This is a genomic window from Streptomyces sp. NPDC032745, from assembly GCF_055579465.1.
Window position 1 is genome coordinate 191,836 of the sequence record NZ_JBVING010000016.1, and the last position, 24,883, is coordinate 216,718.

A 24,883-nucleotide genomic window follows, 5' to 3' on the forward strand; every position below is an offset into this window, starting at 1 on the left:
TACGACGAGGCGTTCCGCCGGAACTGCCCGAACACGTGACGTGCGTTCGACCAACGCGGTGAGACGGCGGGCCCACGCCGGGAACCGGGCGACGCCGGAGGCTAAGGTCGGCGGGTGAGCCAAACCGAAGGGCGCTCCGGGGGAGCGGGACCATTCACGACCCGGCTGACGTGGCGCCCCAAGGAGGGGGGCACGGTGGTCTGGGAGTCCCGCCCGGCACGCAAGCGCGGCCTGATCACGGTAAGCGCTGCGGGCGGGCTCGAGTCGCTTCCCCGAATCGCCGACGGCGTGTCGGTCGCCCGCCTGCGCAGGCTGAACGCCGTCGCCGCGCTTGCGTTCACCGTCGGCGGGGCCCTCTTCGCCCTCGGAGCCTGGGTCGCCCAGTTCGGCTCGGGTGATGCAACAGGCGCCTGGATCTACTTCGCCGGCGGCCTGTTCTTCAACACCGGCGGCTACGCCTCACTGCTCCAGGCGATCAACGCCCCTCGCCCCGAGGCCGGAGGAGGCTCGCTGGCCGGACGAGCCTGGGCCTGGTGGCGCTACGAGCCCGACCGGATCGACTGGCTGAGTACCTTCGTACTGTTCGTCGGCACCCTTGTGTTCGGCATCAACCTGCTGAGTTCCCTGCTGCAGGGGCTCTCGCTCCAGCAGGTGAACAGGCTGATCTGGGCACCCGACATGGTCGGGTGCATCCTGTTCCTGATCTCGGGGCACCTGGCACTGCTCGAGGTCTGCCATGGCCGGCCGGGCGTGCGGACCCACGACCTCGGCTGGTGGATCGTCGCGATCAATCAGCTCGGCTCCGTCCTCTTCCTCATCTCGGCTCTGGCGGCCTTCACCCGCCCCGCGACCGGAAGTCTCGTGAACGAGGACATCGCCAACTGGGGCACTCTGACGGGGGCGCTCTGCTTCTCGGCCGGGGGGATCCTCCAGCTCTTCGAGCGCCCCTGAAAGGCTGGTGCAGAAGGCCCGGTTCGGGTGGTCCGTCCCGTGTGCGTTCGTATCCGGTGCCTTGTCAGAGCCCGGAGTTCCTGCGCCAGATACGACGGGATGCCGGGAGCGGGTCCTCGGCGAGCGTCGGTTCGACGTCCCAGAGGCGGGTCGCCGGGCGGTCGGCCGTGAAGGGGGGCCAGCCGGGGTCCCCCGATGTGGCGAACGCGATCCACGAGGAGCGGAGCTGTTCGGACAGCCGGGTGAAGTCCTGGCCGGGGGGTTTGCCGCCGAACAGGAAGCCGGAGAGGGGGCCTTTCGTGTGGCCGAAGGTCGCCGGGATGTCGACGGTGTGACAGGCCCCCAGGGCTCCGCCGAAAGCCGGGCTGCTCCAGGTGAAGTCGTAGAGCCAGGCCCGGCCGCCCGCGGACGCGTGTGCCTCGGCCAGCCACGTCGCGGGCATCCGGAACAGCGCGTCGGAGAACATCTCGACGTACAGCTGCGGGTCGGTGAGGCCCGGGTGGGCGGCGCGGTACTCGGCGGCCGCCCGACGACCGAGGCCCAGCCCCTCGCCCACGGCGTCGAGGTCGAGATGCCGGATTTTCGCCGAGGGCTGCGCCGGCGTGCGCGAGCCGCGCTCGCGGATTCCCTCGCGTACGGTCGCGAGCAGCATGGGCACCGCTTTGGCCATCGCGCCGAGTCCGACCCTGACGAGGCCGCGCTGCATGGCGAACAGGGTGAACTCGTCGTGCGTGTAGCCGCAGATCAGGTCGACGTCACGGGCGCATCCCGAACGGACGGCCAGCCACGGCTTGTCGACCACGGTGACGCCGTCGATGACGGGGGAGAAGGAGGTGATCGCCTCGGGGGTCGTCCAGCTCGCCGGATCGGCTCGCATCGCGGGCAGGGCCACGTCCTGTACCGACAGCAGCGCCTGCGGGGATATGGAAGCCAGCCCCTCGAGGCCCACGCCGACCGCTTGCCCGATCATCGCGGAGATGCGCCGGGCCTCGTCCTCGGGCAGGAACCGCCCGGCCATGCTCTGGGCGATGGCGCGACGGAACAGACCGCGCGCGGCGGGCGCGGACAGCAGGGCGGCGACGGACGCGCCTCCGCCGGACTCGCCGAAGACCGTCACGTTGTCCGGGTCGCCGCCGAAGGCCGCGACGTTCTCGTGTATCCAGGTGAGTGCGGCGGCCTGGTCGAGGAAGCCCCGGTTGGCGGGCGCCCCCGGCACGTATCCGAACCCCTCGAAACCGACGCGGTAGTTGAACGTCACCATGACCACGCCGCCCCGGGCGAGTACCTCGCCGTCGTAGCCGGGATCAGCGGAATGGCCCGTCTTCCACCCACCACCGTAGATCCACACCATGACCGGCAGCCGGTCGCCGGCGCCGCCCGGGGTCCACACGTTCACACTGAGGCAGTCCAGACCGTCCTCCGGCCGCCAGGCCGCGGGCATTCCCGGGACCAGTGGCAGCTGCGGGGGAGCGGCGCCGAAGGACGTCGCCGGACGGACGCCGTCCCAGGCCGGGACCGGGGCGGGCGCCTGGAACCGCAGAGGCCCTTCCGGCGGAAGGGCGTAGGGAATGCCCTTGAAGACCGACAGCCCGCTGCCGGCGGCCGTGCCTGCGATCTTGCCGCTCGAGGTCTCGATGACGACACCCATGGGTGGTTCCTTTCATACCGAGAGTCTGAGGACCGCGTCGAGCAGGCATTGCCCGCCGAACATCAGGTCGCTGATCCGGGCGTGCTCGTCCGGCGCGTGGATGAGCCGCATGATGTCGGCGTCGCTCGCCGAGGGAAAGAATCCGATCACCTTGGTGTCGGGGAAGGCGCGGGCGTCCGTGGCGGCCGGATTGATGTACGGCAGGACCCGCGCGCCCGGCTCGTGGGCGGCCACGGTGTCGCCCAGCACCCGCAGGACCTCCGGGTCGTCGTGGACCTGGCGGCTCACCCTGCCGTGCAGCAGCGATACCTCCACCTGGTCGCCGACGGCCCGCTGCACCTCCTCCGCCCACCGGTCGGGCAGCTCGCCGGGCAGCAGGCGCCCGTCCAGCACCGCGCTCGCCTCCACGGGCACCACGTTCTGCCGCTGTCCCGCGGAAAGCATGGTGGGGGTGGCGGTGTTGTGCAGCCCGGCGACGACGAAGTCCCGCAGGACGGGATCGATCGGCAGGCTGTTCGCCCGGGCCCAGCCCGGGTCCTTCAGCAGGCGCTCGATGGCCTCGGCGCCTGCGCCGGGGTACAGGTCGGCCAGCGTGCACAGCATCCGGCGCGCGGCCGGGTGCACCACCGTCTCGGGGGCGTACGTGCGCAGCCGCAGCAGCGCCTCGGCCAGGGTGAAGACCGCCGACTCCGGGCGCGGGAGGGAGGCGTGGCCGCCCGGCCCGCGGGCGGTGACCCGCATCCGGGCGTTGCCCTTCTCGGCCACCTGGACGGTGTAGACGGGGCCGCCGGGAGTGAGGAAGCGCTGGCCGCCGCCTTCGTTGAACGCGAACTCGGCCTCGACGAGGCGGCGGTGGTGCTCCCACAGCCAGTACGCTCCCAGCCGGCTGCCTGCCTCCTCGTCGGCGGTGATCACCAGCAGCACGTCGCGGCGCAGCGGTATCGGGTGCGCGGCCAGGAGTTGCATGATCAGGAGGCTCGCGGCGATCTGGCCCTTCATGTCGAGTGCCCCGCGGCCCCAGACGCGGCCCTCGGCCACCTCGCCCGAGAACGGCGGACGGCTCCAGGCCTCGGGCTGGGCGCCGACCACGTCGGCGTGGCCCAGCAGCATGAGCGGCGGTTCGCGTCCCGACCCGGGCAGCCGGGCGACGAGGTTGGCCCGTCCGGGTTCGGATTCCAGGACGGAGTGCGGGATGCCGGAGCGGGACAGCTCGCGGGAGACATACCGCGCGACGGCGATCTCCCGGCCCGGCGGGTTCGAGGTGTCCAGCCGGATCAGGGCCGAGAGGTGGCCGACGAGGTGGCGTTCCTGGTCGGCCCACGAGAACGGCAGGGCCACGGGCTGGGGTGAGGCGGACACGTGCACGCTCCGGAGTGCTGGGGATCGGCAGGGGGTGTCTTGTGGATCAGGCAGGATCAGGCATGATCCAGCCGGCAGGGCGCGGTGCCGGACGCCGCGAGCCCCGGCGTGATCCGCAAGACCCCCCATGGCCCGGCCCGTGACAGGGCCGGGCCGACCGGCTAGGACGCCGTCGGCTGGCGCAGGCGCCGCCAGTATCCGGCGAGGTCGTTCGTGGCGGTGGTGACCGTGTCCAGGCGCATCGTGGTGCGGGAGTCCCGTTCGTAGCGCTGCCAGTTCGGCATGGCCTGGTGGTTGGGATCGCCGTTGCGGATGAAGGAGATCCATGCCGCGTGCATGGTCGAGGCCAGACCTTCACGGATCCGGGGGTCGAGCCCCGCCAGGAAGGGCGCCCCCGACCACTTGTCGAAGTTGTCGAAGACGAAGGGCAGTTCCAGGCAGTGCGCCGCCGCCAGCCGGCCGCCGTGCGCTGGCGTCGGCAGGTCGAACTGGTACGCCCACACCGGACGCTTGCGGGCCGCCGCCCGCCGTTCGGCGAGTGCCAGGCCCGGCATGCGGAACAGGTCGTCGCTGATCAGATCCATGAGTACGTCCACCGGCCGGGCGCCCGGCCGGGCTTCCTCGTACGCAGCGTATGCCTCGGCAGCCCGGTTCCCGAAGGTGTCCCGTGCTCGGGCGAGCACCTGGTCCTTGGTCGCGGCGGCGTACGCCGGGTCGAGGGCGAAGGCGAAGTTGGCTTCCTCCCTGGTACAGCCGATCAGGATGTCGATGTCCGCCCCGGGGCCGCTCAGCAGCAGCTCGGAGGGGTGGCGGTCCAGCGTCACCTCGTCGAGCACCGGCAGGAACGGCGTCGACCAGTACCCCCACCGTCCGGTGCGCTTGAACATCTCGATGGTGGCGCCCATCAGCTGCTGCCAGGGCAGGGTCCGCAGCTCGGCGACGTCCTTGGCCCCGAGGATGTCGAGGAAGGCGGCGCTGCGCTGCAATGACTCCGTACGCGTGGGGATCTGCAGCCCGAGCGGCGGGCTCTGGAGGATGGCGCGCCGGAAGAGCGGGCGGCCCTGGGGCCGGGCGCCGGCCAGTGCCGCGACCGACAGGGCGCCGCCGGACTGGCCGGCGAGCGTGATGTTGTCCGGGTCCCCGCCGAACGCGGCGACGTTGTCCCGTACCCAGCGCAGTGCGGCGAGCTGGTCGGTGAGCCAGAAGTTCCCCCCGGCGCCGTCCTCGCCGAAGTAGAGGTATCCCAGCGGCCCGAGCCGGTAGTTGATGGTCACCACGACGAGGTCGCCGTCGCGCGCGAAGGTCTCACCGGAGTAGACGGGCAATGAGCCGGATCCGGAGATGAAGCCGCCGCCGTGGATCCAGACCATCACCGGCCGCTTGGCGCTGTCGGCCCGCGGGGTCCAGACGTTGAGGGTGAGGCAGTCCTCGTCGAAGGGGGGCGAGCCGTGCGTTCCGAGTACCTGGTCGCCCCCTTCCCGGTAGAGCTGCGGCGCGCTGGGGCCGAACGCGATGGCGTCGCGCGTTCCCGACCAGCCGGGATGGGGCTGGGCCGGCCGCCAGCGCAGGGCGCCGACCGGCGGCGCCGCGTAGGGCACGCCCTTGAAGACGGTGAGACCTCCCTCGACGACTCCGCGCAGCCGGCCGGCGGGCGCGTCCACGACGGGCGAGGGATCGTCCGCTCGAGGGGCGGCCTGCGCCGCGTGCCCGGCCGGAATCCCGGAGAGCAGCGCGGCACCGGCCAACACAGTGCTGTTCCTGAGGACTTTGCGTCGCGATGGATCGTCGGTCATGGTGCTTCACTCCCTGACTGATCACGGGCCCGCCGAACCGGTATGGCGGAGAATTGACGACCGCAAGTGTTACGGCATGTCCGCGAGTCGGGTCAAGGGGTAGGGGCGTCTTGCTGCTCGATATCTCGCGAACTATTGACGGCCGTCTCGATTGCGCGATAGACACGTGTCACCCTCCACGGCACCCCATCGGCAACACCCGGTCCACCAGGGCCGGCTCACCACGTACGGAGTCTCCATGGCAGGTCGGTTTCGTCCCGTTGGTCTGATCGCCGTCACGACGGGCCTCTTGCTGACCACCGCATGCGGTGGCGCCAGCCTCGGGACCGGCGACGGCGACAAGCAGGACGGGCCCGTGAAGATCGGGCTCCTCGTCCCGCAGTCCGGGACCTACAAGGCGCTCGGCGACGACATGAAGCAGGGGTTCGAGCTCTACGTCAAGCAGCACGGCGGCAAACTCGGCGGCCGAGAAGTTCAGATAGTGATCGCCGACGAGGGGGAAACGGCCGACTCCGGCAAGGCGGCGGCGGAGAAGCTCGTCAAGCAGGACCGGGTGCTGGCGGTGAGCGGCGTGGTCAGCTCGGCCACGATCAACGGGGTCAAGGACCTGTTCGAGACCAGCAAGATCCCGCTCGTCGGCTCCAACGCCTCGCCGACGACCCTGACCGGGACCAAGTACATCTGGCGCACGTCGTACGTCAACGACGAGCCGGGCAAGGCGCTGGGCAGGTACGTCGCTGAGAAGGCCGGCGGTCCGGTCTTCATGATCGCCGCGGGCTACCAGGCGGGCAAGGACGAGGTGGAGGGGTTCAAGTCCACCTTCCTCCCCGCCGGGGGCAAGCTCGCGGGGGAGGAGGTCTACACCCCGTTCCCGGGGACGAAGAACTTCCAGCCGTACCTCGCGCAGATCGAGAACTCCGGCGCGAAGGCGGTCTTCTGCTTCTACGCGGGCGGCGCGGCCGTCGACTTCGTCAAGCAGTACCGGGATTTCGGGCTGGCCGGCAAGATCCCGCTCTACGCGCCCGGCTTCCTCACCGAGGGTGGCGTGCTGAAGGGACAGGGAGAGGCGGCCGACGGCATCCTCACCGCGCTCAACTACAGCGCGGACCTGGACAACGCGGCCAACAAGCAGTTCGCGCCCGCCTACCGGTCCGCCTACGGGGCGCCCGCGACCACCTACGCGATGGCGTCATGGGACGCGGCGCAGGTGCTCGACAAAGCGATCAAGGCGGCCGGTGGCACCGTGACCCCGGAATCGGTCAACGCCGCCATCGCCAAGGTGGGGGACATCGACAGCCCGCGCGGCACCTGGCAGTTCAACAGCGGTGGTACGCCCGTCCAGCCGTGGTACCTGCGCGAGGTCAAGCAGGGGGCCAACACCGCCACCTCCGAGCTCGGCCGGCTGGGCGGCTGACATGACCGGATGGTTGGACGGCAACCTCGTCAGCGTCGTCGACGGGGTTGCCTTCGGTCTGCTGCTGTTCACGATCGCGGTCGGACTCTCCCTGGTCTTCGGCATGATGGACGTGCTGAACCTGGCCCACGGCACGCTCTACCTCGCCGGGGCGTACGTCGCCTACGCGCTGTCCGACGGGAGCCTGTGGGGTCTGGTCCTCGCGCTGGCGGCCGGCGCCCTGGTGGGCGGCATGGGCGGGGCCGCACTCACCTTCCTCACCCGGCCGCTGGCCCGGCGCGGGCACCTGGACCAGGCCGTGCTGACGCTCGGCATCACGTTCATCGTCGCCGACCTCCTTGCCGCGGCCTTCGGCGGCGAGGTGCTGCCCACGGACCCGCCGACGGCCCTGCGCGGGACGGTGGCCCTCGTCGGCCACGCGTATCCGGTCTACCGGCTGGTGTTCATCGGCGTCGCGGCAGCCCTCGCGCTCCTCGTCTACCTCGCCTTCGAACGCAGCTCGCTCGGAGCGCTCGTCCGCGCCGCCGTCGCGGACCGGGACATGGTGCGCGCGCTGGGGGTCGACGTCCGAAAGGTCCTGTACGGGGTCTTCGCCTCCGGCGCGGCCCTGGCAGTGGTCGGCGGTGTCCTCGGGGCACCGATCCTGGGCCCCGGTCCGGGCGTCGACGAGACCGTGCTCGTCCTCTCGCTCGTCGTCGTGGTCGTGGGGGGCCTCGGATCCGTGCGCGGTGCGCTCGCCGGAGCGCTCCTCATCGGGCAGGTGCAGACCCTCGGGGTGGCGCTGCTCCCCGAGTACGCTCCCTTCCTCCTCTTCGGCACCATGCTGCTCGTACTCGTCGTCCGCCCGAACGGCCTGGTCCCGGCGGCGGTGCGCACATGAGCCCGAACAGAGTTGCTCCGACGGGCGCGCGGCGGCTGTCCGTGACCGCGGTGGTCGTCGGACTCGCCCTGGCCCCCTTCGTCCTCGGCCCGTACGCCGTCGGCACCCTGTCGCGGATCCTGGTGTTCGGGCTTCTCGCCATCAGCGTGAACCTGCTCACCGGCCTGACCGGACTGCCGACCCTCGGCCAGTCGGCGTACTTCGGAGTCGGTGCCTACACGGCCGCCATCGTGGCGACGCGGCTGACCGACGTCGGAATCCTCCAACTCCTCATCGCCGCGGGCGTCTCCGCGCTGGTGGCGGTGCCGACCGGGTGGCTGGCGGTCAGAGCCCGGGGCGTGGTCTTCCTGATGCTGACACTGGCCATCGGCGAGATCGCGTACAGCGGCGCCGTCAACTGGAAGTCGCTGACGAACGGCACCGACGGAGTGTCGGGCGTCCCGCCCGTCGTACCGCTGCCCGGCATGCCCGGGCTGGCGCTGGACGGTCTCGTCTACTTCTATGTGCTGGCCGTGTTCCTGCTGCTCTTCGCAGCCGTCTCCCGCCTGGGTTCGACTCCGTTCGCCCTCGCCCTGCGCGGCATCCGCGACAACGAGCCGCGGATGAGGGCGATCGGATATCCGACGCAGCGCTACGCCCTGACCGTCTACTGCGGCGCCGGGGCGCTGGCCGGCGCCGCCGGAGCCCTGTGGGTCTCGGTACAGCGGTTCGTCTCGCCCGGCGACGCCGGGTTCGAGATCGCCGCCCTGGCGCTGCTGGCCGTCGTCATCGGCGGCTCCGGCTCGATGTGGGGAGCCTGCGCCGGTGCCGCACTCGTCTGGCTCACCCGTGACTACCTCGGAAACCTCGAAGCCGTCGCCGGGCGTGGCCCGTTGCTGCTCGGGGTGCTCTTCGTGGTCGCCGTCTACACGCTGCCCCGTGGGCTGGCCGGCGTACGGCTGCCGCTCAAGCTGACCCGGAAGAGGACGGCGTGACAGACCATCACCACGACCACTGCCTGCTGGAACTACGGCAGGTGTCCCGGCGCTTCGGGTCCTTCCGGGCCCTGGACGAGGTCTCCCTCACGGTAAGGCCGGGGGCGCGGCACGCGATCATCGGCCCGAACGGTGCGGGCAAGTCGACCCTGTTCGGCCTGATCTCCGGGACGCTGCCGGTCACCGCCGGATCCATCCTCGTCGACGGGAAGGACGTGACCCGGCTGCCCGTGCACCGCCGGGTCGGGCTCGGCGTCGCAGCGACGTTTCAGCACTCCAGTCTCTTCATGCGCGAGTCCGTGCTGGAGAACGTCCTGCTCGCCGTGTTGCGCCGCGCCGGGGGAGGCCTGGGGGGCTGGCGGAGGGTCGGCGCCCGGCCGAATGATCTCGCGCAGGCGCACGCGCTGCTCGAGCGGGTGGGCCTGCCCGCCCGGCACGAGGCCGCGGCGGCCGCGCTCTCGCACGGCGAGCGGCGGCAGCTGGAGGTCGCCGTCGCACTGGCCACCGACCCCCGGTTGCTGCTTCTGGACGAACCGGCCGCCGGCATGTCGCCCGCGGAGACCGCGCGGCTCACCGAGCTGATCGCCGCCCTGCCCGGCGAGGTGACCGTACTGCTCATCGAACACGACCTCGACATGGTCTTCGAGCTCGCCGACACGGTCACCGTCATGCACCTCGGCAGACACCTGATGACCGGCTCCCCGGACGCGGTACGGGCCTCCGCCGAAGTCCAGTCCGCCTACCTCGGCACCGTGGAGGTCTCCTCGTGAAGCCGTTCTTCAGCGTGCGTGAGCTGAGCTCCGGTTACGCCGGGGGCGTGGTCCTCGGCGGTGTCGACCTGGAGCTCGACGCGGGTGGGATCGTCGCCGTCCTCGGGCGCAACGGGGTCGGGAAGACCACCCTGATCTCGACCGTCATGGGGCTCGTCCGGCCGTACGGAGGCAGCGTCACCCTCGACGGCCGGGAGATCGCCGGAGCCCGCGTCGACGTGATCGCCCGAGCCGGGGTCGGCGTCGTCCCGCAGGGGCGCCGGGTGTTCGCGCCGCTGACCGTGGCCGAGCACCTGACGATCGCCTCGCGGCGTCCGGCGACGGGCCCGTGGACGAGGGCCCGCGTCCTCGACCTGCTGCCGCGGCTGGGGGAGCGGCTCGGGCACCGCGGGGACGAGCTCTCCGGCGGGGAACAGCAGATGCTCGCGATCGCCAGGGCACTGCTGGGCAATCCGCGCCTGCTACTGCTCGACGAGCCGTCCGACGGCCTGGCTCCCGCGATCGTCGCCCAGGTCGGTGAGGTGATCCGCGAGGTGGGCGCACAGGGCATGTCCGTCGTCCTCGTCGAGCAGAACCTGGGACTCGCCTTCTCCGTCGCCCAGGACGTCGCGGTCATGCAGAAGGGGCGCATCGTCCACCGAGCGGCCTGTGCGGAATTCGCATCCCGTCCCGATGACCGGCGGCGCCTGCTCGGCGTCGACTGAGCGGGACCGTCACCCCACCGGAGGTTCACTCATGGCTCCTGCTCCCGATCCGAAGTTGTTCTCCGAACTCGGCCGGATGGTGGTGCTCGTCGCGGATGCCGAGGTCGCCCTGGCCTTCTACCGCGAAGTGCTGGGCTTCGCGGTACTGCACGACGAGATGGTCGGCGACTTCCGTTACCTGCACGTCGGTCTGCCCGGTCAGGCACCGGTCGGCCTGTGGCTGATGCCGGCGACCACGGACCGGGAGCACGAGCTGATCGGCCGTCAGTACGGGGGCCGGCCCCTGCTCGTCCTGTTCACGCCCGATGTGCAGGAGGCCGGGCGGCGATTGCGCGTCCACGGCGTGCGGGTGTGGAACGAACGGGCGGAGGGCGACATCCGTTCGTTCCACTTCGCGGACCCCCATGGCAACGTCATCGTCGCGGCGCAACTGCCCGTCCTCTGACGGTGTCCGTCCTTTCGCCGGCGGCTCAGGTCAGGGGCAGTTGCATGAGGGTCAGGTCGAGCCACCGGCCGAACTTGGTGCCGACCTCCGGCACCGTGCCGACGTGGCGGAACCCGAACCTTTCGTGCAGCCGGATGGATGCGGTGTTCTCGGCTTCGATGCCGGCGACCACGACGTGGTGGCCGGCATCGCGCGCCGAGGCGATGAGGGCGGCCAGCAGCGCGGAGCCGATGCCGAGCCCGTGCATGCCTTCGCGGACGTAGACCGAGTTCTCCACGGTGTGGCGGTACCCGTCCTTCTCCCGCCACGGACCGTAGACCGCGAACCCGGCCGTCTCGCCCTCCACCTCGGCCACGAACGCCGAGCCGCGCGCCAGGTGGGCGGCCAGCCAGGCCGCCCCCTCGATCGGGGACTGCAGGGTGTCCGTCCACAGGGCCGTCGAATGCTCGATTGCATGGTTGCGGATCGCGCGGATGGCCTCTGCGTCGCCGGGGAGTGCCAGGCGTACCGTCACGGCTCGACGCCTCTCGTATATTGGATTCATGTCCAATATCGTAGATCCTCTGGTCGTGCGGATCGCGGCCCGCGTCCGCAGCGAACGGGAACGCCGCCGCTGGACCCTGGCTCAGCTCGCGGACGCCTCCGGGGTCTCCCAGGCCATGATCAGCCGGATCGAGCGCGGCGAGAGCAGCCCCACTGCCGTGGTCCTGGGCAAGCTGTCCGCCGCCTTCCGGCTCAGCATCGCCTCCTTGCTCGCCCTCGCCGAAGGCGCGCAGGACGACGACGCGGCAGGAGCGGCAGGAACCGCGGGAGTGCACCGCGAGGCCGACGCGGCCGAGTGGCGCGACCCCGCCACCGGCTACCGGCGCCGCCAGATCACCGGCCCGCAGTTCCCCGCGGAGATCGCCGAGATCCACCTGCCCCCGAGAGCCCGCGTGCCCTATCCGGCCGCAGCCTTCGCCTTCGTCCGACAGGTCGTCTGGGTCCTCGACGGCCACCTGACCTTCCACGACGGGGACACGGTCCACGAACTCGACGAGGGCGACGTCTTCGAACTCGGCGAGCCCACCCCCCGCGTCTTCGCCAACACCACCGACACGGAGTGCCGCTACGCCGTCATCCTCGCCCGCGGCACACGCCCATGACCCGCCCGCTTCCCCGCCCGTGGCGGACTCCGGCCGGGAGGGCGGTAGGGGACCCGGAAGGGCCGGCGGTCCGGGAGCCGGGCCGGGGCCGCGCTGCGTGGCCTCGCCTGCCGGGCAACATGCCGCGTACGGCGTAATCGACGCTCCGACCCCAGTCCCTCCTCACGCTGTGACGGTCGGTCACGCTCGAGCAAGGAGGCCCGTGTGCACAGGTCCCGTGGGTGGGTGGCGCCTCCGACGGCGCCCGGGGGCGTGCGGTGAGGCGCACGCGTACGGAGGTGCCCCTCGCGGTCGCCATGGAGGACGGCTTCCGGCCGGCCGCGCCGCCTGCGTGGATGCGGTGGTTGCCGTTCGCCTACGTGGCCTTCGTCCTGTTCCTGGAGATCACCCTCCAGGAGGAGTGGGCGGTGAGCTTCTTCCTCATCGCCCTGCCCGCCATCGCCGCGTACGCCTTCGGCCCGGTCTTCGTGGCCGCGCTCACCGTGTTCGCGATCCTCCTGGAGGGCGCCCTCGCGGCCGTCTCCCACCACTTGGGGGAGAACCACCACGTCACCGCCGACATCGCCACCGCCGTCGTCGGCATCCTCTCGACCGCGCTCGCCGCGCACCGCATCCGCCAGGAACGCCACCTCGTCCACGCCAACTCGGTCGCCGAGGCCCTGATGCGGGCCCTGCTGCGCCCGGTGCCGCACCAGGTCGGGCACGTGCTGGCGGCCAGCCTGTACCGGCCGAGCGAGGCCGGGACCATGGTGGGCGGCGACCTCTTCGACATCCGTGCCACCCGGGCCGGGGAGCGTGCCATCGTCGGCGACGTACGCGGCAAGGGCCTCCCGGCCGTCCGTACGGTCGCGGCGATCCTGGGCAGCTTCCGTGAGGCCGCGTACGAGGCGGAGGACCTGCCGGCCGTCGCAGCCCGGCTGGAGCGGCGGCTGGCCCGGGAGGCCGAGGAGATCCCGGACGAGGAACTGTTCGCCACCGCCGTGCTCATCGAGTACGACAGCCTGGCGCAGCGGGTGACGGTGACCAACCACGGGCACGTCGAGCCGGTACTGATCTCCCGCGGCGAGGTGCACATGCTGGAGGTCCCGCCGGCGCTGCCGCTCGGCCTGGGCGGCCTGGCCGCGGCGGACGGGACGGTGGCGTGGAGCCACCGGCTCACCCGGGGCGACGTCCTGCTCCTGGTCACGGACGGGCTGGTGGAGGCCCGTGACACCAGCGGCGACTTCTACCCGCTCGTGGACCGGCTCCGCCACCGGTTCGAGGGCCGTGCGGCACCCGGACCCGCCGATGTCGTCAACTTCCTCAACACCGACCTTCCCCGGCACACCCGCAACCTTCACGACGACATCGCGATGCTCGCGATCGCCCCGCACCGCCACGTCTGAGAGGTCCTTCCGACCGCTGAGGCGGCCGGGCGAGGGCGGGCGGATGACCTGTCAGAGATCGTGCGCTCTGGGATGCTGATGCTTGATCAGGCAGTGGTGCGGGTCCGAGGCGCACCGGCCCATCAGGGGGCTCGGCCGGCGCCGGGCGCTCGTCGCCGCGGGAGGGGGAGGGATATGCAGGTGGCCGGAAGCGCAGTCACGGCCGGCCGGGGAGTCGTGATGACCCGGGTGGGCGGCCGGTGGCGGGTGACCCGCCCGTGGCCTGCCCAGCTGCGCCCGTTCGTGCACAGCTATGCCGGGTATTGGGAGGCGGCGGGCGCCGTGCCCTATCGGGTGCGGTTGGTTCCCACGGGCCGGGCGGTCGTGGTGATCAGCCTGGGGGAGCCGTTCGCCCAGGTCCGCCGGCTGGGGGACCCGAGTCCGGACAGCCAGGTGACCGGCTCGCTGGTTGCGGGGCTTGAGGACGGACCCCGGGTGTGTGACCACCCTGGTGGCCAGGAGGCGATTCGGCTCGAGTTGACCCCACTGGGCGCCTACCGGCTGTTCGCCGTGCCGATGGGCGAGTTGACCAACAGGGTGATCGGGCTTTGTGACGTCCTCGGCACCGAGGCCGGAATGCTGGCGGAGCAACTGGCAGACACCGGCGACTGGGGAGCCCGGTTCGACCTGCTGGACGTCGCGCTGGCGGCGCGGATCGAGCGTGGCCCGCATCCCGCGCCCGAGGTGAGCCATGCCTGGCGGCTGCTGTCCCAGGCCGGCGGGGCGATCCAGGTGGGCCGGATCGCGGCCGAAGTGGGCTGGAGCCAGGGCCACCTGGTCCGCCGGTTCACCGAACAGGTAGGCCTGACGCCCAAGATGTCCGCCCGCGTGCTGCGCTTCCACCGGGCCGTGAGGCTGCTCTCCCGCGAGGGTGCGAACCTCACCGAAGTGACAGCTGTCTGCGGCTTCTACGACCAGGCCCACCTCAACCGCGAGTTCCGCGCCCTGGCCGGGACCACTCCCGGCCAGGTGGCTGCCGCCCGAGTGGCGGAGGGAGCCCTCGCCCTGTGAGAGACGAGGTCAAATTTGTCCAAGCCAGGACGTCTGCACGCCGATAGTGTCCCCGTTCGTAGTTGATCAGGCACCCAAGCACATGAGAAGCGCCCCCCGCCATGAGACGAAGAAGTCTTCAACCGGCGGCGCAGGGTGCACCGGGCAACGGTGAACCTGACCCAGAAGGGGGAGCAACCCATGGAAGACCTGCTGCGCATCCTCGTGTCCGGCGCGCTCACAGGCGGCTTGATCGGTTTGGCGGGAGCCCTCGGCCGACGCCGCCGCAGGCGTCGGGAGGGGGGTGGAGAGGACGGCCGCTGACGGCGGGCGGGACGCCGTGCGCGTCGACGAGGCGACAGCGCCGGTGTACGGGGGTCACCGGTACTGAAAGCCCACCGGCACGGTGATGCCGTGCTTGTCGGCGGCCACGTCGAAGTCGTACGAGTCCAGCACCGTGTGCCGGCGCTCGCCACAGCGTTGATCCGTCCGCCGCCCAGCACTCCACCGCCACGTGGGCGCGGGTGGCGAGCACCGGGCAACCCTGCGGCGACCGGCCCGCCCAGCGCTCCCTCCTTAGGCAACGTCGCGATCGGCCGCGTGCACGGGAAACTGAGTTGCCGTCGCATGGCGGCTCGGTGAGGCTGCCCGGGTAGCTGCTGCGCCGAGCCATGGGGGATGCCGATGCTGACCGACGCCGAGATCGAGTCCTTTGTAGCGGATGGTTTCGTCCGGGTCCCCGGGGCTGTCCCCAGCGCCACGGTGGAGGAGTGCCGCGCGCAGTTGTGGGAGGCGAGCGGGTGCTCTCCCGATGACTCCGGGAGCTGGACCGAGCCCGTCGTGCGGATCGGCGGCATGGCCACCCCGGCGTTCCGTGAGGCGGCCAACGCCGCGGCGCTGCAGGAGGCGTACGACCAGTTGGTGGGGGCGGGGCGCTGGCGTGCTCCGCTCGGGCTGGGCACCTTCCCGCTCCGTTTCCCGAGCGCGAAGGCTCCCGGTGACGACGGCTGGCATCTCGACGCGGGCTGGACCGCGGAGACGGGGGAGTACCGGGTGAACCTGCGCTCGCGCGGGCGCGCGCTGCTGATGCTCTTCCTGTTCTCCGACGTCGGCCCTGACGACGCTCCCACCCGGATCCGGGTCGGCTCGCACCTGGATCTGCCCCCGCTGCTCGCCGGTGCGGGGGAGGAGGGAAGTGCGTGGTTCCCGTTGTGCGCGGGGGCGGTCCCGGCCTCGGCGGGCCGTCCGGAGGTGGCCGCCACCGGGGAGGCCGGGGACGTGTTCCTGTGCCATCCGTTCCTGGTCCACGCTGCCCAGAGGCATGCGGGACGCACACCGCGGTTCCTCGCCCAGCCGCCGTTGGAGCCGGTGGGTCTGCTTGATCTGGACGGCCCGGCGCCGTCCCCCGTCGAACGAGCGGTCCTGGCCGGGCTGCGACGCCCTGACCCGGGGCGCACAACGCGATCGTGAAGCGCGTCGCCCTCCGGCACGCGGCCACCGATCGACTCGCGGGTTGCCTACGTACACTGACGGGCATGGCATGCCGCATCAGTGAGCTGGTCATCGACGCCGCCGACCCCGAGCGGCTCGCCGCGTTCTGGAGCGAGGTCCTCGGCTACGTCGAACTCGGCCGGGAGGACGACGGAAGCATCGAGATCGGGCCGCCCGACACCGGGTTCGGCGGCCCGCAGCCCACCCTCGTCATCAGCCCCAGCAGCGACCCGCGGCCCGGGAAGCTCCGACTGCACATCGACGTCAGCGCCACCGACCGTGACCAGGACGCCGAGCTGGAGCGGCTGCTCGCTCTCGGCGCCGGGCCCGCCGACGTCGGCCAGACCGGCACCGAGAGCTGGCACGTCCTGGCCGACCCGGAAGGCAATGAATTCTGTCTCCTGCGCACGCGGCTCCAGCCCCTCTGACCACGTGCGTCCTGGCGCCGGCCCGCTCAGCCGTGAGTGAGGCCGGGGCGGCGCATCGTCATGGTCGCGACAGGGGTTGACCTTGACCTTGGGTCAGGGTGCACGCTCGTCGCATGGCCCCTCGACAGCCCAACGGTAGCCACCAGAGCTGCCGTTGTGCTCTCGAGCTGTGCCGAACACCAACCGTCGCGAGCTAAGGAATGACCATGGGCGAGTCCCTCCACACCATCAAGGACACCGCTGCCGGGCCGGAGCGCCCGGAGCTGCAGAACGCCATCCAGGAGATCGTCGATTCCGGATTCGCCGGCGTGCAGCTGTGCGTCCACGATGAGCGGGGCCAATGGGTCGGCAACGCGGGGGTGCGCAAGCTGGGCGAGGCCGACAAGCCGCCGACCAACGGGCACTTCCGGGTCGGCAGCATCACCAAGACCTTCACCGCGACCCTGGTGCTGCAACTGGTGGCCGAGGGCAGGATCGGGCTGGACACCCCGGCGGACGACTACCTGTCCGAGTTCGGCCTCGACCGACGGATCACGGTGCGGATGCTGCTCCAGCACACCAGCGGGTTGTTCAGCTTCACCGGCGAGATCTACGACGACGGGACGGTCGTGGCCGGTGGAGTCCCCGGGATGGGCGCGGAGTGGATGGACAATCAGTACCGCACCTACCGGCCGGAGGAGCTGGTGGGGATGGCGCTGTCCAAGCCGGCCCGGTTCGAGCCGGGGACGGACTGGAGCTACTCCAACACCAACTACGTGCTGGCCAGGCTGCTGATCGAGAAGGCCACCGGCCGCTCCTACGCCGAGGAGATGCAGCGGCTGATCCTGGGTCCTCTCGGGCTCACCGGCACCGTGGTGCCGGGCGCCTCGCCGGAGATCCCCGAGCCGCACGCCCACGGCTACTACACGTACGAGGACGCCGGCCAGTGGCAGGTGGCCGACACCACCCGCTTCAACCCCTCCTGGATCTCGGCCGCCGGTGACATGATCTCGACCAGCCAGGATCTCCACACGTTCGTCTCCGCGCTGATGAGCGGCAAGCTCCTGCCGGCTCCGCTGCTCGCCGAGATGCGCACCCCGCACCCCAAGATGGGCTACGGCCTGGGGGTGTTCGTGGAGGAGCTGGACGGCGGTGGCACCATCCTCCAGCACAACGGCGGCTTCTGGGGCTGGGCGGCGCTGATGTACAGCACCCCCGACGGCAGCAGGACCCTGACCGGCTCGCTGACCATGGGGGACGCCGAGCTCGACTTGGCCGCCATAGCCGGGGTGTTCGAGAACGTGAAGCAGAGGCTCGTCAAGGAGGTGTTCGGCGGCGGGCAGACCGAGTAGGGCGGGCGGGTGTACGACAGGCCGCTGCCGTGCCCCGCCCCCACATCGTGACGGACGACCCCGGTCCTCGAGCGGAGATCGCCAAGCAGTAGGGTGGTGCTGCAACACGACGCGAAGGGGAGTTTCAATGGCGCGGGTTGCAGTGATCGGTGGGGGTATCGGCGGGCTGGGGACGGCGCTCATGCTCGGCCGACGGGGCCACACGGTCACGTTGTTCGAGCAGGACGCGCGGCAGGCCGGAGCGGACCTGGACCGGGACTTCTTCCACTGGGACAGGCCCCGGATACCGCAGGCAGTCCAACCCCACTCACTCCTCGCGCCCGTGCGCACCGTGTTGCGCACCGAGGCCCCTGACGTCTATGCGGACCTGCTGGCCCGCGGAGCCCGGGAGTACCACGAGTTCGACTGGTTCGGTGAGCATCCGCCGCATCGGGCCGGCGATGAGGACCTGGTGACCCTGCGCACCCGCCGCATCGTGCTGGAGGCCGCCCTGACCGCGGCCGTGCGGCGGGAACGCACCGTTGACGTACGGCTGGGCTGCCGCGTACGCGCCCTCACCGTCGAGGAAGGCAGCCCTGCCCGGGTCACCGGTGTGCAGGTGGACGCGGACACGTACGAGGCGGACCTCGTCGTGGATGCGGCAGGCCGTCGCTCGCCGGTGCCCGCCTGGCTGATCGCGGCCGGCTGCCGCCCGCCCGTGGTCGACAGCCACCGCGCCGGGATCGCCTATCTGTGCCGCTGGTACCGCCTGCGTGCCGACGGCCCGCGTGACCCCGGACGGGTGAAGACCGGCTCGGCGGCACCGTTCGCGATCGCCGGCGTCTTCCCCTCCGACAACGACACCTTCGCGGTGAACCTGGTGCTCTCCACGGGTGATCCGACCCGCGGCGCACTCACCGACCCCGCCGTGTTCGAGGCCGCCGCCCGCCGCTTCCCCGCCACCGCCGCCTGGCTCGACCTGGCCCCCGAACCACAGTCGGACGTCCTGCCGATGGCCGGCCTGGACAACCGCTGGACCTCCCTCGCCGACGACGACGGACCCGTCGTCACCGGCCTGGTCAACGCCGGGGACAGCCTCATCCACACCAACCCCACCTCGGGCCATGGCGTATCCCTCGGCCTGCGCGTCGCCCAGCACATCGCCACCCATGTCGACCGGATCGCCGCAGACCCCGTCAGCTACCACACCTGGACGGCGCAGGCCCTCCGCCCTTGGTTCGACGCACAGGTGACGGCCGACCGCAGCACCGAACAACGCCTCGCCGAGAGCTCACCACCGTCAGACCGGCGGGCTGCCGCACTGGGTGCCTGCGCCTTTGACGACCCCGTCGTCATGAGAGCCCGAGCGCAGGTACGCCATCTCGTGCGACCGGCCGACGAGGCCTACGGCACCGACGAAGTGGACCGCCACGTCACCGCCTGGCTGGCTGCCCACCCGGACTTCTCGCCCGAGCACGACGGCCCGACTCGGGACCAGTGGGATGCACTCATCCCGGGCTGAGCGCTTGCTCCACGCGCTGGACCGCGCCTTGGTCGCCTTCTCCGGCGACCCCGGAAGGTCCCGGTGGGGCCTCAGGCAGGTGCAGCGCCACTTCGGCGCGCGGTGACCAGGAGGTACTCCCACTCCATGGCCCCGCCCCGGAGCGCGCCGCCCGCCAGTTCGTCGAGGGCCCGGTCCAGGGCTGCGGTCTTCGCCGGGTCGTCGGCGATGTTCCGGTAGACCGCGATCGTCGGTCCGTAGGTGGCCTTGAAGAACTGACGGAAGCTCTCGGGCTTCTCGAAGAGGTCCACGCGGATGGCCTGCCGGCGGGCCTCGAACCCGGTGACGCGGTCGCCGAGGAGCGTACGGACGTGCTCCTCCTGCCCCCACAGCGGCGGCGGCTGCGCCCCCGGCGGCGGAGGCGGCGCGTACGGCTTCATGGTGGTGAACATCTGCCCGATGAACCCCTCCGGGGTCCAGTTGATCAGCCCGATCGTGCCGCCCGGCCGGCAGACCCGGACCAGTTCGTCGGCACTGTCCTGGTGGTGCGGGGCGAACATGACCCCGACGCAGGACATGACCGTGTCGAACGCGCCGTCGGCGAAGGGCAGCGCCTCGGCGTCCGCCTCCTGCCAGTGCAGCTCGGCGCCGCGCGCCGCGGCCTCCCGCCGCCCTACGTCCATCAGCTCGGGTGTCAGGTCGGACGCGACCACATCGCCGCCCGCCAGCGCAGCCGGAATGGCGGCGTTCCCCGATCCGGCGGCGATGTCGAGTACGCGGTCGCCGCGTTTCACCCCGCAGGCCTCCACCAGTACGGGTCCGAGCGCCGAGACGACCCGTGTGGCGACGGCGGGGTAATCGCCGAGCGCCCACATCGTCCGGTGCTTCGCCTTGAGCGCACGGTCGGCCTCGCGCGCGTCCGCCGAATCGGTCATGCCGTCCGCCTCCATCACCTGACGCTGTGTCACGGCCTTTCTAGCAGAGGAATCCGACCGGACCCGGCCTATGAGTGCCGGACGGGTGAGTCGCGCCCGGGAAGGTGGTGCGCACGGCAGAGCCCCGAGCATCCTGCCGAGTTCGCAGGGGTGGGCCGATGGGGCTGGTCGCCCAGGAGCGCGGGGAGCGGAACGGCCCGGAGGCCGGGCCAGGGACGGGCGGCGGCAGCGGGCCGTGGCCGGTGGCGATGCTCCGGCTACGGTGTGGAGGTACCAGGTGGGGTCGATCTTCGGGGGACGAGTGAGCCGCAGCAGCATGCCGGTGGAGAACCGGGGCGACATCGACCTCTGCCTGTTCGTCGAACCGCTCTGTGACGACTACTGGATGAAGCCGGGGGAGGCTCTGACGATCCGTTCCGAGGCGGAGGGGATCGATGTCTGGTTCGACGTGTCCGTCTCGGAGGGCTGCGTCACGGTGTGGCTCTACGAGGACGGTGACGGACGAAAGCTCGTGCTCGACTACGCAGTCTTCGATGCGGGTGGCACCCGGTTGGATTCCGGACATCAAAGGCCCCGTGACCAGCGTTGGTCGGCAGCCGGCCCGATCATCGACTGATGTACTCAGGTGCCACGGTGGTTGCCCCCTCTTGACCTTGACACGATGACAAGGTCTTCACTGCGGTCGAGGAGGTGGTTGCGATGACCACGGCGGAACAGGACACGAATACGGCGAGGGACCTCCAGGGAGACCTCCGGGGGCTGGAAGACAGCCGCTCGTCAGTGCGACTGCGGGCGGCGCTGGCGATCGGCACGATCCCGGACGTGCGGTCCGTCGACAAGCTCATCGAGCGGTGCGCGATCGAGCCCGAGTTCTACGTGCGCGAAATGCTTACTTGGGCGCTCACCCGTCACGCGGCATCCACGACGGTCCCACGGCTCGTCGCCGAGCTCCGTTCCGAGCGGGCGCAGGCACGAAGCCAGGCATTGCACACGTTGTCCAAGATCGGGGAACGGCAGGCGTGGCCGGCGATCACACCGGCGCTCCTGTCCGACGGCGACGAGGAGGTGGCGCGGAGTGCCTGGCGGGCAGCGGCTGTGCTCGTGCCCGAAGGTGAGGAGGCCGAGCTGGCCGGAGCGCTGGCGGCACAGCTGGGGCGAGGCGGGCGTGAGACGCAGTTGAGCCTCAGCCGGGCGCTGATCGCCCTCGGTGAGTCCGCTCTGCCGACCCTGCATGCTGCAATGACGGATCTCGACCCTCGCGTGCGTCACCATGCGGTCGCCACGGAACGGCTGCTGCGCGACCCGGACGCCGGATTCGAGTCCGCGATCGATGAGGCGAAGCGCGTTGCGGCCCTGCAGGACCAGCCAGGAGGAGCATAGGCAGTGTTGATCGGTGATGTGGCCAGGCGGTCCGGGGTCAGCGCCCGCATGCTCAGGCACTACGACTCGCTCGGCCTGGTGCGGCCGACGGGACGAACCGTGTCCGGGTACCGGGAGTACTCCAGCGAGGACATCCGGCGGATCTTCCATGTCGAGAGCCTGCGGTCACTGGGGCTGTCGCTGCGTGAAGTCGCGCGCGCCCTGGACGACCCCGGCTTCAGGCCCTCGGAACTCGTCGAGGACCTCATCCACCAGACGCACGAGCGCATCTCCGTGGAGACAGCCCTGCTCACTCGACTCCGCCGGATCGGTGCTGCGGAACCCGCCGACTGGGAGGACGTTCTTCAGACCGTCGCACTCCTGCATGCGCTGGGCTCGGAGAGCGCCGGGAGACGCCAGCGCGCGGCGTTGTCCTCGGTCGAAGAGGTGCCGGTGCCGGTGGAGGCGCTTGTGGAGGCGGTACTGAGCGAGACGGATGCGAACGTTGCCGGAGCCCTTCGATGGGCTGTGGCGCAATCAGGGGCCGGCGCATTGGAACTGTTGGCGCAGGGCCTGGCCTCGCCGGCAGCCGAGGTACGGGAACGGGCCGTCCAGTCCATTGCCGAGATTCCGGACGAGCAGGCGATCGCCCTGCTGCAGGGCGCCCTCACGAGCTCCGACACCGCGGTCCGCAGGCACGCAGCTCTGGCGCTCGGAGCACGTGGAGCGGCCGACGCGGTCCCGACGCTCATCGACATGGTCGTCGAGGGGACGAACGACGTCGGTGCGGCCGATGCACTGAGCGCGTTGGCGAGCCGTCCCGCGTTGGCCGATCAGATCGCCACCGCGCTCGTCGGCCGCCTCCCTCACGGCCCCGCTGAATCGGCCGCACGGCGACGACTGGCGCAGGCATTCGCGGACATCCCGGGAATCACAGCCTCACGTGCGCTCACGGATCTGTCGCGTGATGAAGATCCTGGCGTTGCGCTCACCGCGGCGTACATCCTCAGGCTGCGCAACGCACGATGACGGATCTTCCGGATGGTCCGCTGATCTACGACTCGGGCGACGAATCAAGACGGCCGGATTCCTGGATCCGGGCGGACCGTGCACGAGGCCCTGACCAGTCGACATTCCGGCCCGTTCGGAAGCCGCCGGGCTCGGGCCCGCCGGCCGCGGGCGCGGAGTGGCTCAGAGGCGTCGTGTCCGGCGGCGTTCGGCTGCGCTAGCGTCGCCCTCCCGAACACCGATGGGGAGGTCTCGTGCGTGCTCTCGTGTATCTGGGTCCCGGCTCCGCCGAACTGCAGGACCGGCCCGCCGCGCAACTCGTGAACGGTGATGACGTCGTGGTGGAGATCGTCGGTACCGGGGTCTGCGGAACGGACCGCAAGATCCTGCTCGGGCGGTTCCCGGCCCAGCCGGGCGTGGTGCTCGGGCACGAGTCGGTAGGTGTGGTGCGGGAGACCGGGCCGCAGGTGAGTTCGGTCGCAGTGGGGGACCGGGTGGTGGTCAACCCCACGCTGTACTGCGGGTGGTGCGTTCCGTGCCGCCGGGGCGCGACCAACTTCTGCCGTCACAAGGCCGGGACCGAGGTCGGCGTCGACCGGGACGGCACGTACGCGGAGGCCGTGACCCTGCCGGAACGTTTCGTCGAACGGATCCCCGCCGGCCTGCCCTTCCGCAGCGCGGTCCTGATCGAGCCGCTCGCCTGCGTCCTGAACAACGTCGAGGCCGCTTCCGTCACCTTCGACGACACCGTGGCGGTTCTCGGCGCGGGCCCGATCGGGATACTGACCGCACTGGTCGCCGCCCGCCAGGCGCGCCGGGTCACCGTCGCCGAACCGGACGGCTACCGGCTGGAGCAGGCCCGCGAACGGTTCACGCACGTGGTGGACGTGGCCGGAACGGATCCGGCCGAAGCCGTGGTGAAGGCCTCGGGGGGCGAGCGTCCCTCCGTCGTCTTCGACACCACCGGCACCGGCCTCGACTCGGCGCTACGGCTGATCGACGACGGCGGCCGGGTCGTGGTGATGGGCTTCGACGACACCTACACCGTGCCGCTGCGCCCGCTCCGGCTCACCAACCGGGGGATCCGGCTGATCGGCGCCGGGGACTACCGGGCCGACACCTTTCCGGTCGCCGTGGATCTGGCCGCCGAGCTGGGCGGCCCACAACAACGACCCGGCGCCGGCACCGTACCGGTCCTGGACCGGCTGGTGACGCACGAGTTCCCGCTCGAACGATATGCAGAGGCCTTCGCCGCGCTCGGCGGTCTCACCCGGGGCGACGGGGACGGCGGCACCGGACGGCCACCGCGCTACGACGCGCTCAAGGTCGTCATCCGCTCGCACGCCGGCCCGGTCGGCGCCGACGGCTGGCCGGTGGAAGCATGAGCGCGCCGCGGCTCGGGTCGATCGAGTCCGGTGGGACGAAATTCGTCTGCCTGGTCGGCTCGGCCCCCGACCGGATCGAGGCCGAGATCCGGTTCCCGACCGGCGAACCGGGCCCCACCCTGGCCCGGGCCATCGCCTTCTTCCAGGAGACGGCCGCCGCGACCGGACCGCTGGAGGCGATCGGCATCGCGTCCTTCGGGCCCCTCGAACTACGCCCGGACCATGCCAAGTTCGGCCATCTCGCCGCCACCCCCAAACCCGGCTGGTCCGGGGTGGACGTCGCCGGTCCGGTCGCCGCCGCGCTCGGCGTGCCGGTGGGCATCGACACCGACGTCAACGGCGCGGCCCTCGGCGAGGGCCGCTGGGGCGCGGCGCGCGGCCTGGACACCTACGTCTACCTGACCGTCGGCACCGGCATCGGCGGCGGCGCGGTGATCGGCGGCAAGGTGGTCAGCGGCCTGGTCCACACCGAGATGGGCCACCTCGCGGTGCCCCGGATCCCGGGCGACGCCTTTCCCGGCTCCTGCCCCTTCCACGGCGACTGCTGGGAGGGGCTGGCGAGCGGCGAGGCGATGGGCGCCCGCTGGGGGACCCCGGCCGAAGAACTGACCGGCGAAACCCTGCGCGAGGCGCTGCGACTGGAGGCGGCCTACCTCGCCGCGGGGCTGCGCAACATCGTCTACACGACCGCGCCCCAGCGGATCGTGATCGGAGGCGGCGTCGCGGAACTCGCCGGGCTGTTCCCGCTGCTCCGCGCCGAACTGGCCGCGGCACTGGCCGGATACCCCGGGCTGCCCGAGCACGCGGCCGAGGAATTCGTGGTCCCGGCACGGCTCGGCCGCCTCGCCGGACCGGCGGGCGGACTGGTCCTGGCGGCCGGGGCGGCCGCCGCCGCGCGGCAGCGGCCGTGGTCCGGCGCTGAGCCATCGGAGGGAACGGAGGCATGAGGGTGACCCCGGGCCGGGCAGG

24 protein-coding genes are annotated in these 24,883 nt (G+C 71.4%); 19 read left to right on the forward strand and 5 right to left on the reverse strand.

Translation table 11 applies throughout. The features are described from left to right. The first annotated feature begins 114 nt into the window (after window positions 1–114). Window positions 115–951, forward strand: a complete 837-nt coding sequence (locus ACZ5WG_RS33000; RefSeq protein WP_468728023.1) for a hypothetical protein — start codon at window positions 115–117, stop codon at window positions 949–951. 64 nt (window positions 952–1,015) lie between these two features. Here the strand turns inward: ACZ5WG_RS33000 and ACZ5WG_RS33005 are convergent, their stop codons facing one another. The 3 genes from ACZ5WG_RS33005 to ACZ5WG_RS33015 all read right to left on the reverse strand — a co-directional run bounded on the left by ACZ5WG_RS33005 (window position 1,016) and on the right by ACZ5WG_RS33015 (window position 5,751). Continuing rightward, a complete protein-coding gene (locus tag ACZ5WG_RS33005) occupies window positions 1,016–2,599 on the reverse strand; it encodes a carboxylesterase/lipase family protein (RefSeq protein ID WP_468728024.1) in 1,584 nt (527 codons plus the stop codon). A 12-nt stretch (window positions 2,600–2,611) separates the two neighbouring features. After that, a complete protein-coding gene (locus ACZ5WG_RS33010) occupies window positions 2,612–3,958 on the reverse strand; it encodes a M20/M25/M40 family metallo-hydrolase (protein WP_468728025.1) in 1,347 nt (448 codons plus the stop codon). A 161-nt stretch (window positions 3,959–4,119) separates the two neighbouring features. Then, on the reverse strand, window positions 4,120–5,751 hold the full coding sequence (locus ACZ5WG_RS33015) for a carboxylesterase/lipase family protein (protein WP_468728027.1): 1,632 nt from the start codon (window positions 5,749–5,751) through the stop codon (window positions 4,120–4,122). 289 nt (window positions 5,752–6,040) lie between these two features. On the opposite strand from ACZ5WG_RS33015, the gene ACZ5WG_RS33020 reads away from it, so the two are divergent. Genes ACZ5WG_RS33020 through ACZ5WG_RS33045 form a run of 6 tightly spaced genes read left to right on the forward strand, consistent with a single transcriptional unit; the run spans window position 6,041 to window position 10,938 of the window. After that, window positions 6,041–7,165 carry an ABC transporter substrate-binding protein gene (locus ACZ5WG_RS33020; RefSeq protein ID WP_468728028.1) on the forward strand — a complete coding sequence of 375 codons (1,125 nt, stop codon included), beginning with the start codon at window positions 6,041–6,043 and terminating at the stop codon, window positions 7,163–7,165. Between the two features lies 1 nt (window position 7,166). Then, a complete protein-coding gene (locus ACZ5WG_RS33025; protein ID WP_468728029.1) occupies window positions 7,167–8,045 on the forward strand; it encodes a branched-chain amino acid ABC transporter permease in 879 nt (292 codons plus the stop codon). Next, window positions 8,042–9,019: a branched-chain amino acid ABC transporter permease gene (locus ACZ5WG_RS33030; RefSeq protein WP_468728031.1), complete on the forward strand. Its 978-nt coding sequence runs from the start codon at window positions 8,042–8,044 to the stop codon at window positions 9,017–9,019. The genes ACZ5WG_RS33025 and ACZ5WG_RS33030 overlap by 4 nt, the downstream gene beginning before the upstream one ends. Next, on the forward strand, window positions 9,016–9,789 hold the full coding sequence (locus ACZ5WG_RS33035) for an ABC transporter ATP-binding protein (protein WP_468728032.1): 774 nt from the start codon (window positions 9,016–9,018) through the stop codon (window positions 9,787–9,789). The genes ACZ5WG_RS33030 and ACZ5WG_RS33035 overlap by 4 nt, the downstream gene beginning before the upstream one ends. After that, complete coding sequence (locus ACZ5WG_RS33040) at window positions 9,786–10,493, forward strand: ABC transporter ATP-binding protein (RefSeq protein WP_468728033.1); 708 nt, start codon at window positions 9,786–9,788, stop codon at window positions 10,491–10,493. Before ACZ5WG_RS33035 ends, ACZ5WG_RS33040 begins: the two co-directional genes overlap by 4 nt. Before the next feature lie 31 nt (window positions 10,494–10,524). Then, entirely contained in the window at window positions 10,525–10,938 is a 414-nt protein-coding gene (locus tag ACZ5WG_RS33045) for a VOC family protein (RefSeq protein WP_468728035.1), read from the forward strand. A gap of 25 nt (window positions 10,939–10,963) precedes the next feature. On the opposite strand, the gene ACZ5WG_RS33050 is transcribed toward ACZ5WG_RS33045, so the two are convergent. Further along, on the reverse strand, window positions 10,964–11,482 hold the full coding sequence (locus ACZ5WG_RS33050; RefSeq protein WP_468728037.1) for a GNAT family N-acetyltransferase: 519 nt from the start codon (window positions 11,480–11,482) through the stop codon (window positions 10,964–10,966). On the opposite strand from ACZ5WG_RS33050, the gene ACZ5WG_RS33055 reads away from it, so the two are divergent. From ACZ5WG_RS33055 to ACZ5WG_RS33085, 7 genes are all read left to right on the forward strand, one after another. Next, a complete protein-coding gene (locus ACZ5WG_RS33055; protein ID WP_468728039.1) occupies window positions 11,481–12,083 on the forward strand; it encodes a helix-turn-helix domain-containing protein in 603 nt (200 codons plus the stop codon). The two genes, ACZ5WG_RS33050 and ACZ5WG_RS33055, sit on opposite strands and share 2 nt — an antisense overlap. A gap of 257 nt (window positions 12,084–12,340) precedes the next feature. Then, window positions 12,341–13,468, forward strand: a complete 1,128-nt coding sequence (locus tag ACZ5WG_RS33060) for a PP2C family protein-serine/threonine phosphatase (RefSeq protein ID WP_468728040.1) — start codon at window positions 12,341–12,343, stop codon at window positions 13,466–13,468. A 174-nt stretch (window positions 13,469–13,642) separates the two neighbouring features. Next, the gene (locus ACZ5WG_RS33065; RefSeq protein WP_468728041.1) at window positions 13,643–14,518 is read left to right on the forward strand and encodes a helix-turn-helix domain-containing protein; all 876 of its coding nucleotides are present in this window, start codon (window positions 13,643–13,645) and stop codon (window positions 14,516–14,518) included. Window positions 14,519–15,181: 663 nt separating this feature from the next. After that, a complete protein-coding gene (locus ACZ5WG_RS33070; protein WP_468728042.1) occupies window positions 15,182–15,967 on the forward strand; it encodes a phytanoyl-CoA dioxygenase family protein in 786 nt (261 codons plus the stop codon). A gap of 65 nt (window positions 15,968–16,032) precedes the next feature. Continuing rightward, complete coding sequence (locus ACZ5WG_RS33075) at window positions 16,033–16,416, forward strand: VOC family protein (RefSeq protein ID WP_468728044.1); 384 nt, start codon at window positions 16,033–16,035, stop codon at window positions 16,414–16,416. A 206-nt stretch (window positions 16,417–16,622) separates the two neighbouring features. Next, on the forward strand, window positions 16,623–17,747 hold the full coding sequence (locus tag ACZ5WG_RS33080; RefSeq protein ID WP_468728046.1) for a serine hydrolase domain-containing protein: 1,125 nt from the start codon (window positions 16,623–16,625) through the stop codon (window positions 17,745–17,747). A gap of 127 nt (window positions 17,748–17,874) precedes the next feature. Beyond that, the gene (locus tag ACZ5WG_RS33085; RefSeq protein WP_468728047.1) at window positions 17,875–19,248 is read left to right on the forward strand and encodes an NAD(P)/FAD-dependent oxidoreductase; all 1,374 of its coding nucleotides are present in this window, start codon (window positions 17,875–17,877) and stop codon (window positions 19,246–19,248) included. Between the two features lie 71 nt (window positions 19,249–19,319). Here ACZ5WG_RS33085 and ACZ5WG_RS33090 read toward each other — a convergent pair whose 3' ends face one another. Continuing rightward, on the reverse strand, window positions 19,320–20,162 hold the full coding sequence (locus tag ACZ5WG_RS33090; protein WP_468728048.1) for a class I SAM-dependent methyltransferase: 843 nt from the start codon (window positions 20,160–20,162) through the stop codon (window positions 19,320–19,322). Window positions 20,163–20,463: 301 nt separating this feature from the next. On the opposite strand from ACZ5WG_RS33090, the gene ACZ5WG_RS33095 reads away from it, so the two are divergent. From ACZ5WG_RS33095 to ACZ5WG_RS33115, 5 genes are all read left to right on the forward strand, one after another. Continuing rightward, window positions 20,464–20,778 (forward strand): hypothetical protein, encoded by a 315-nt coding sequence (locus ACZ5WG_RS33095; RefSeq protein WP_468728049.1) that lies wholly within the window; start codon window positions 20,464–20,466, stop codon window positions 20,776–20,778. Between the two features lie 83 nt (window positions 20,779–20,861). Continuing rightward, window positions 20,862–21,542, forward strand: coding sequence for a HEAT repeat domain-containing protein (locus ACZ5WG_RS33100; RefSeq protein ID WP_468728050.1), 681 nt, complete (start codon window positions 20,862–20,864; stop codon window positions 21,540–21,542). Between the two features lie 3 nt (window positions 21,543–21,545). Next, the gene (locus ACZ5WG_RS33105) at window positions 21,546–22,550 is read left to right on the forward strand and encodes a HEAT repeat domain-containing protein (RefSeq protein WP_468728051.1); all 1,005 of its coding nucleotides are present in this window, start codon (window positions 21,546–21,548) and stop codon (window positions 22,548–22,550) included. 233 nt (window positions 22,551–22,783) lie between these two features. Beyond that, window positions 22,784–23,914 carry a zinc-dependent alcohol dehydrogenase gene (locus tag ACZ5WG_RS33110; protein ID WP_468728052.1) on the forward strand — a complete coding sequence of 377 codons (1,131 nt, stop codon included), beginning with the start codon at window positions 22,784–22,786 and terminating at the stop codon, window positions 23,912–23,914. Next, window positions 23,911–24,861: an ROK family protein gene (locus tag ACZ5WG_RS33115; protein ID WP_468728053.1), complete on the forward strand. Its 951-nt coding sequence runs from the start codon at window positions 23,911–23,913 to the stop codon at window positions 24,859–24,861. Before ACZ5WG_RS33110 ends, ACZ5WG_RS33115 begins: the two co-directional genes overlap by 4 nt. The last annotated feature ends 22 nt before the right edge of the window (window positions 24,862–24,883 follow it).

Excerpts from the sequence above, each read along its gene's own strand:
- ACZ5WG_RS33030 (WP_468728031.1), top strand. The coding sequence starts at position 8,042 with ATGAGCCCGAACAGAGTTGCTCCGACGGGCGCGCGGCGGCTGTCCGTG.
- ACZ5WG_RS33015 (WP_468728027.1), bottom strand. The coding sequence starts at position 5,751 with ATGACCGACGATCCATCGCGACGCAAAGTCCTCAGGAACAGCACTGTG.
- ACZ5WG_RS33070 (WP_468728042.1), top strand. The coding sequence starts at position 15,182 with ATGCTGACCGACGCCGAGATCGAGTCCTTTGTAGCGGATGGTTTCGTC.
- ACZ5WG_RS33005 (WP_468728024.1), bottom strand. The coding sequence starts at position 2,599 with ATGGGTGTCGTCATCGAGACCTCGAGCGGCAAGATCGCAGGCACGGCC.
- ACZ5WG_RS33075 (WP_468728044.1), top strand. The coding sequence starts at position 16,033 with ATGGCATGCCGCATCAGTGAGCTGGTCATCGACGCCGCCGACCCCGAG.
- ACZ5WG_RS33050 (WP_468728037.1), bottom strand. The coding sequence starts at position 11,482 with ATGAATCCAATATACGAGAGGCGTCGAGCCGTGACGGTACGCCTGGCA.
- ACZ5WG_RS33090 (WP_468728048.1), bottom strand. The coding sequence starts at position 20,162 with ATGACCGATTCGGCGGACGCGCGCGAGGCCGACCGTGCGCTCAAGGCG.
- ACZ5WG_RS33080 (WP_468728046.1), top strand. The coding sequence starts at position 16,623 with ATGGGCGAGTCCCTCCACACCATCAAGGACACCGCTGCCGGGCCGGAG.
- ACZ5WG_RS33085 (WP_468728047.1), top strand. The coding sequence starts at position 17,875 with ATGGCGCGGGTTGCAGTGATCGGTGGGGGTATCGGCGGGCTGGGGACG.
- ACZ5WG_RS33115 (WP_468728053.1), top strand. The coding sequence starts at position 23,911 with ATGAGCGCGCCGCGGCTCGGGTCGATCGAGTCCGGTGGGACGAAATTC.
- ACZ5WG_RS33025 (WP_468728029.1), top strand. The coding sequence starts at position 7,167 with ATGACCGGATGGTTGGACGGCAACCTCGTCAGCGTCGTCGACGGGGTT.
- ACZ5WG_RS33055 (WP_468728039.1), top strand. The coding sequence starts at position 11,481 with ATGTCCAATATCGTAGATCCTCTGGTCGTGCGGATCGCGGCCCGCGTC.
- ACZ5WG_RS33100 (WP_468728050.1), top strand. The coding sequence starts at position 20,862 with ATGACCACGGCGGAACAGGACACGAATACGGCGAGGGACCTCCAGGGA.
- ACZ5WG_RS33065 (WP_468728041.1), top strand. The coding sequence starts at position 13,643 with ATGCAGGTGGCCGGAAGCGCAGTCACGGCCGGCCGGGGAGTCGTGATG.
- ACZ5WG_RS33045 (WP_468728035.1), top strand. The coding sequence starts at position 10,525 with ATGGCTCCTGCTCCCGATCCGAAGTTGTTCTCCGAACTCGGCCGGATG.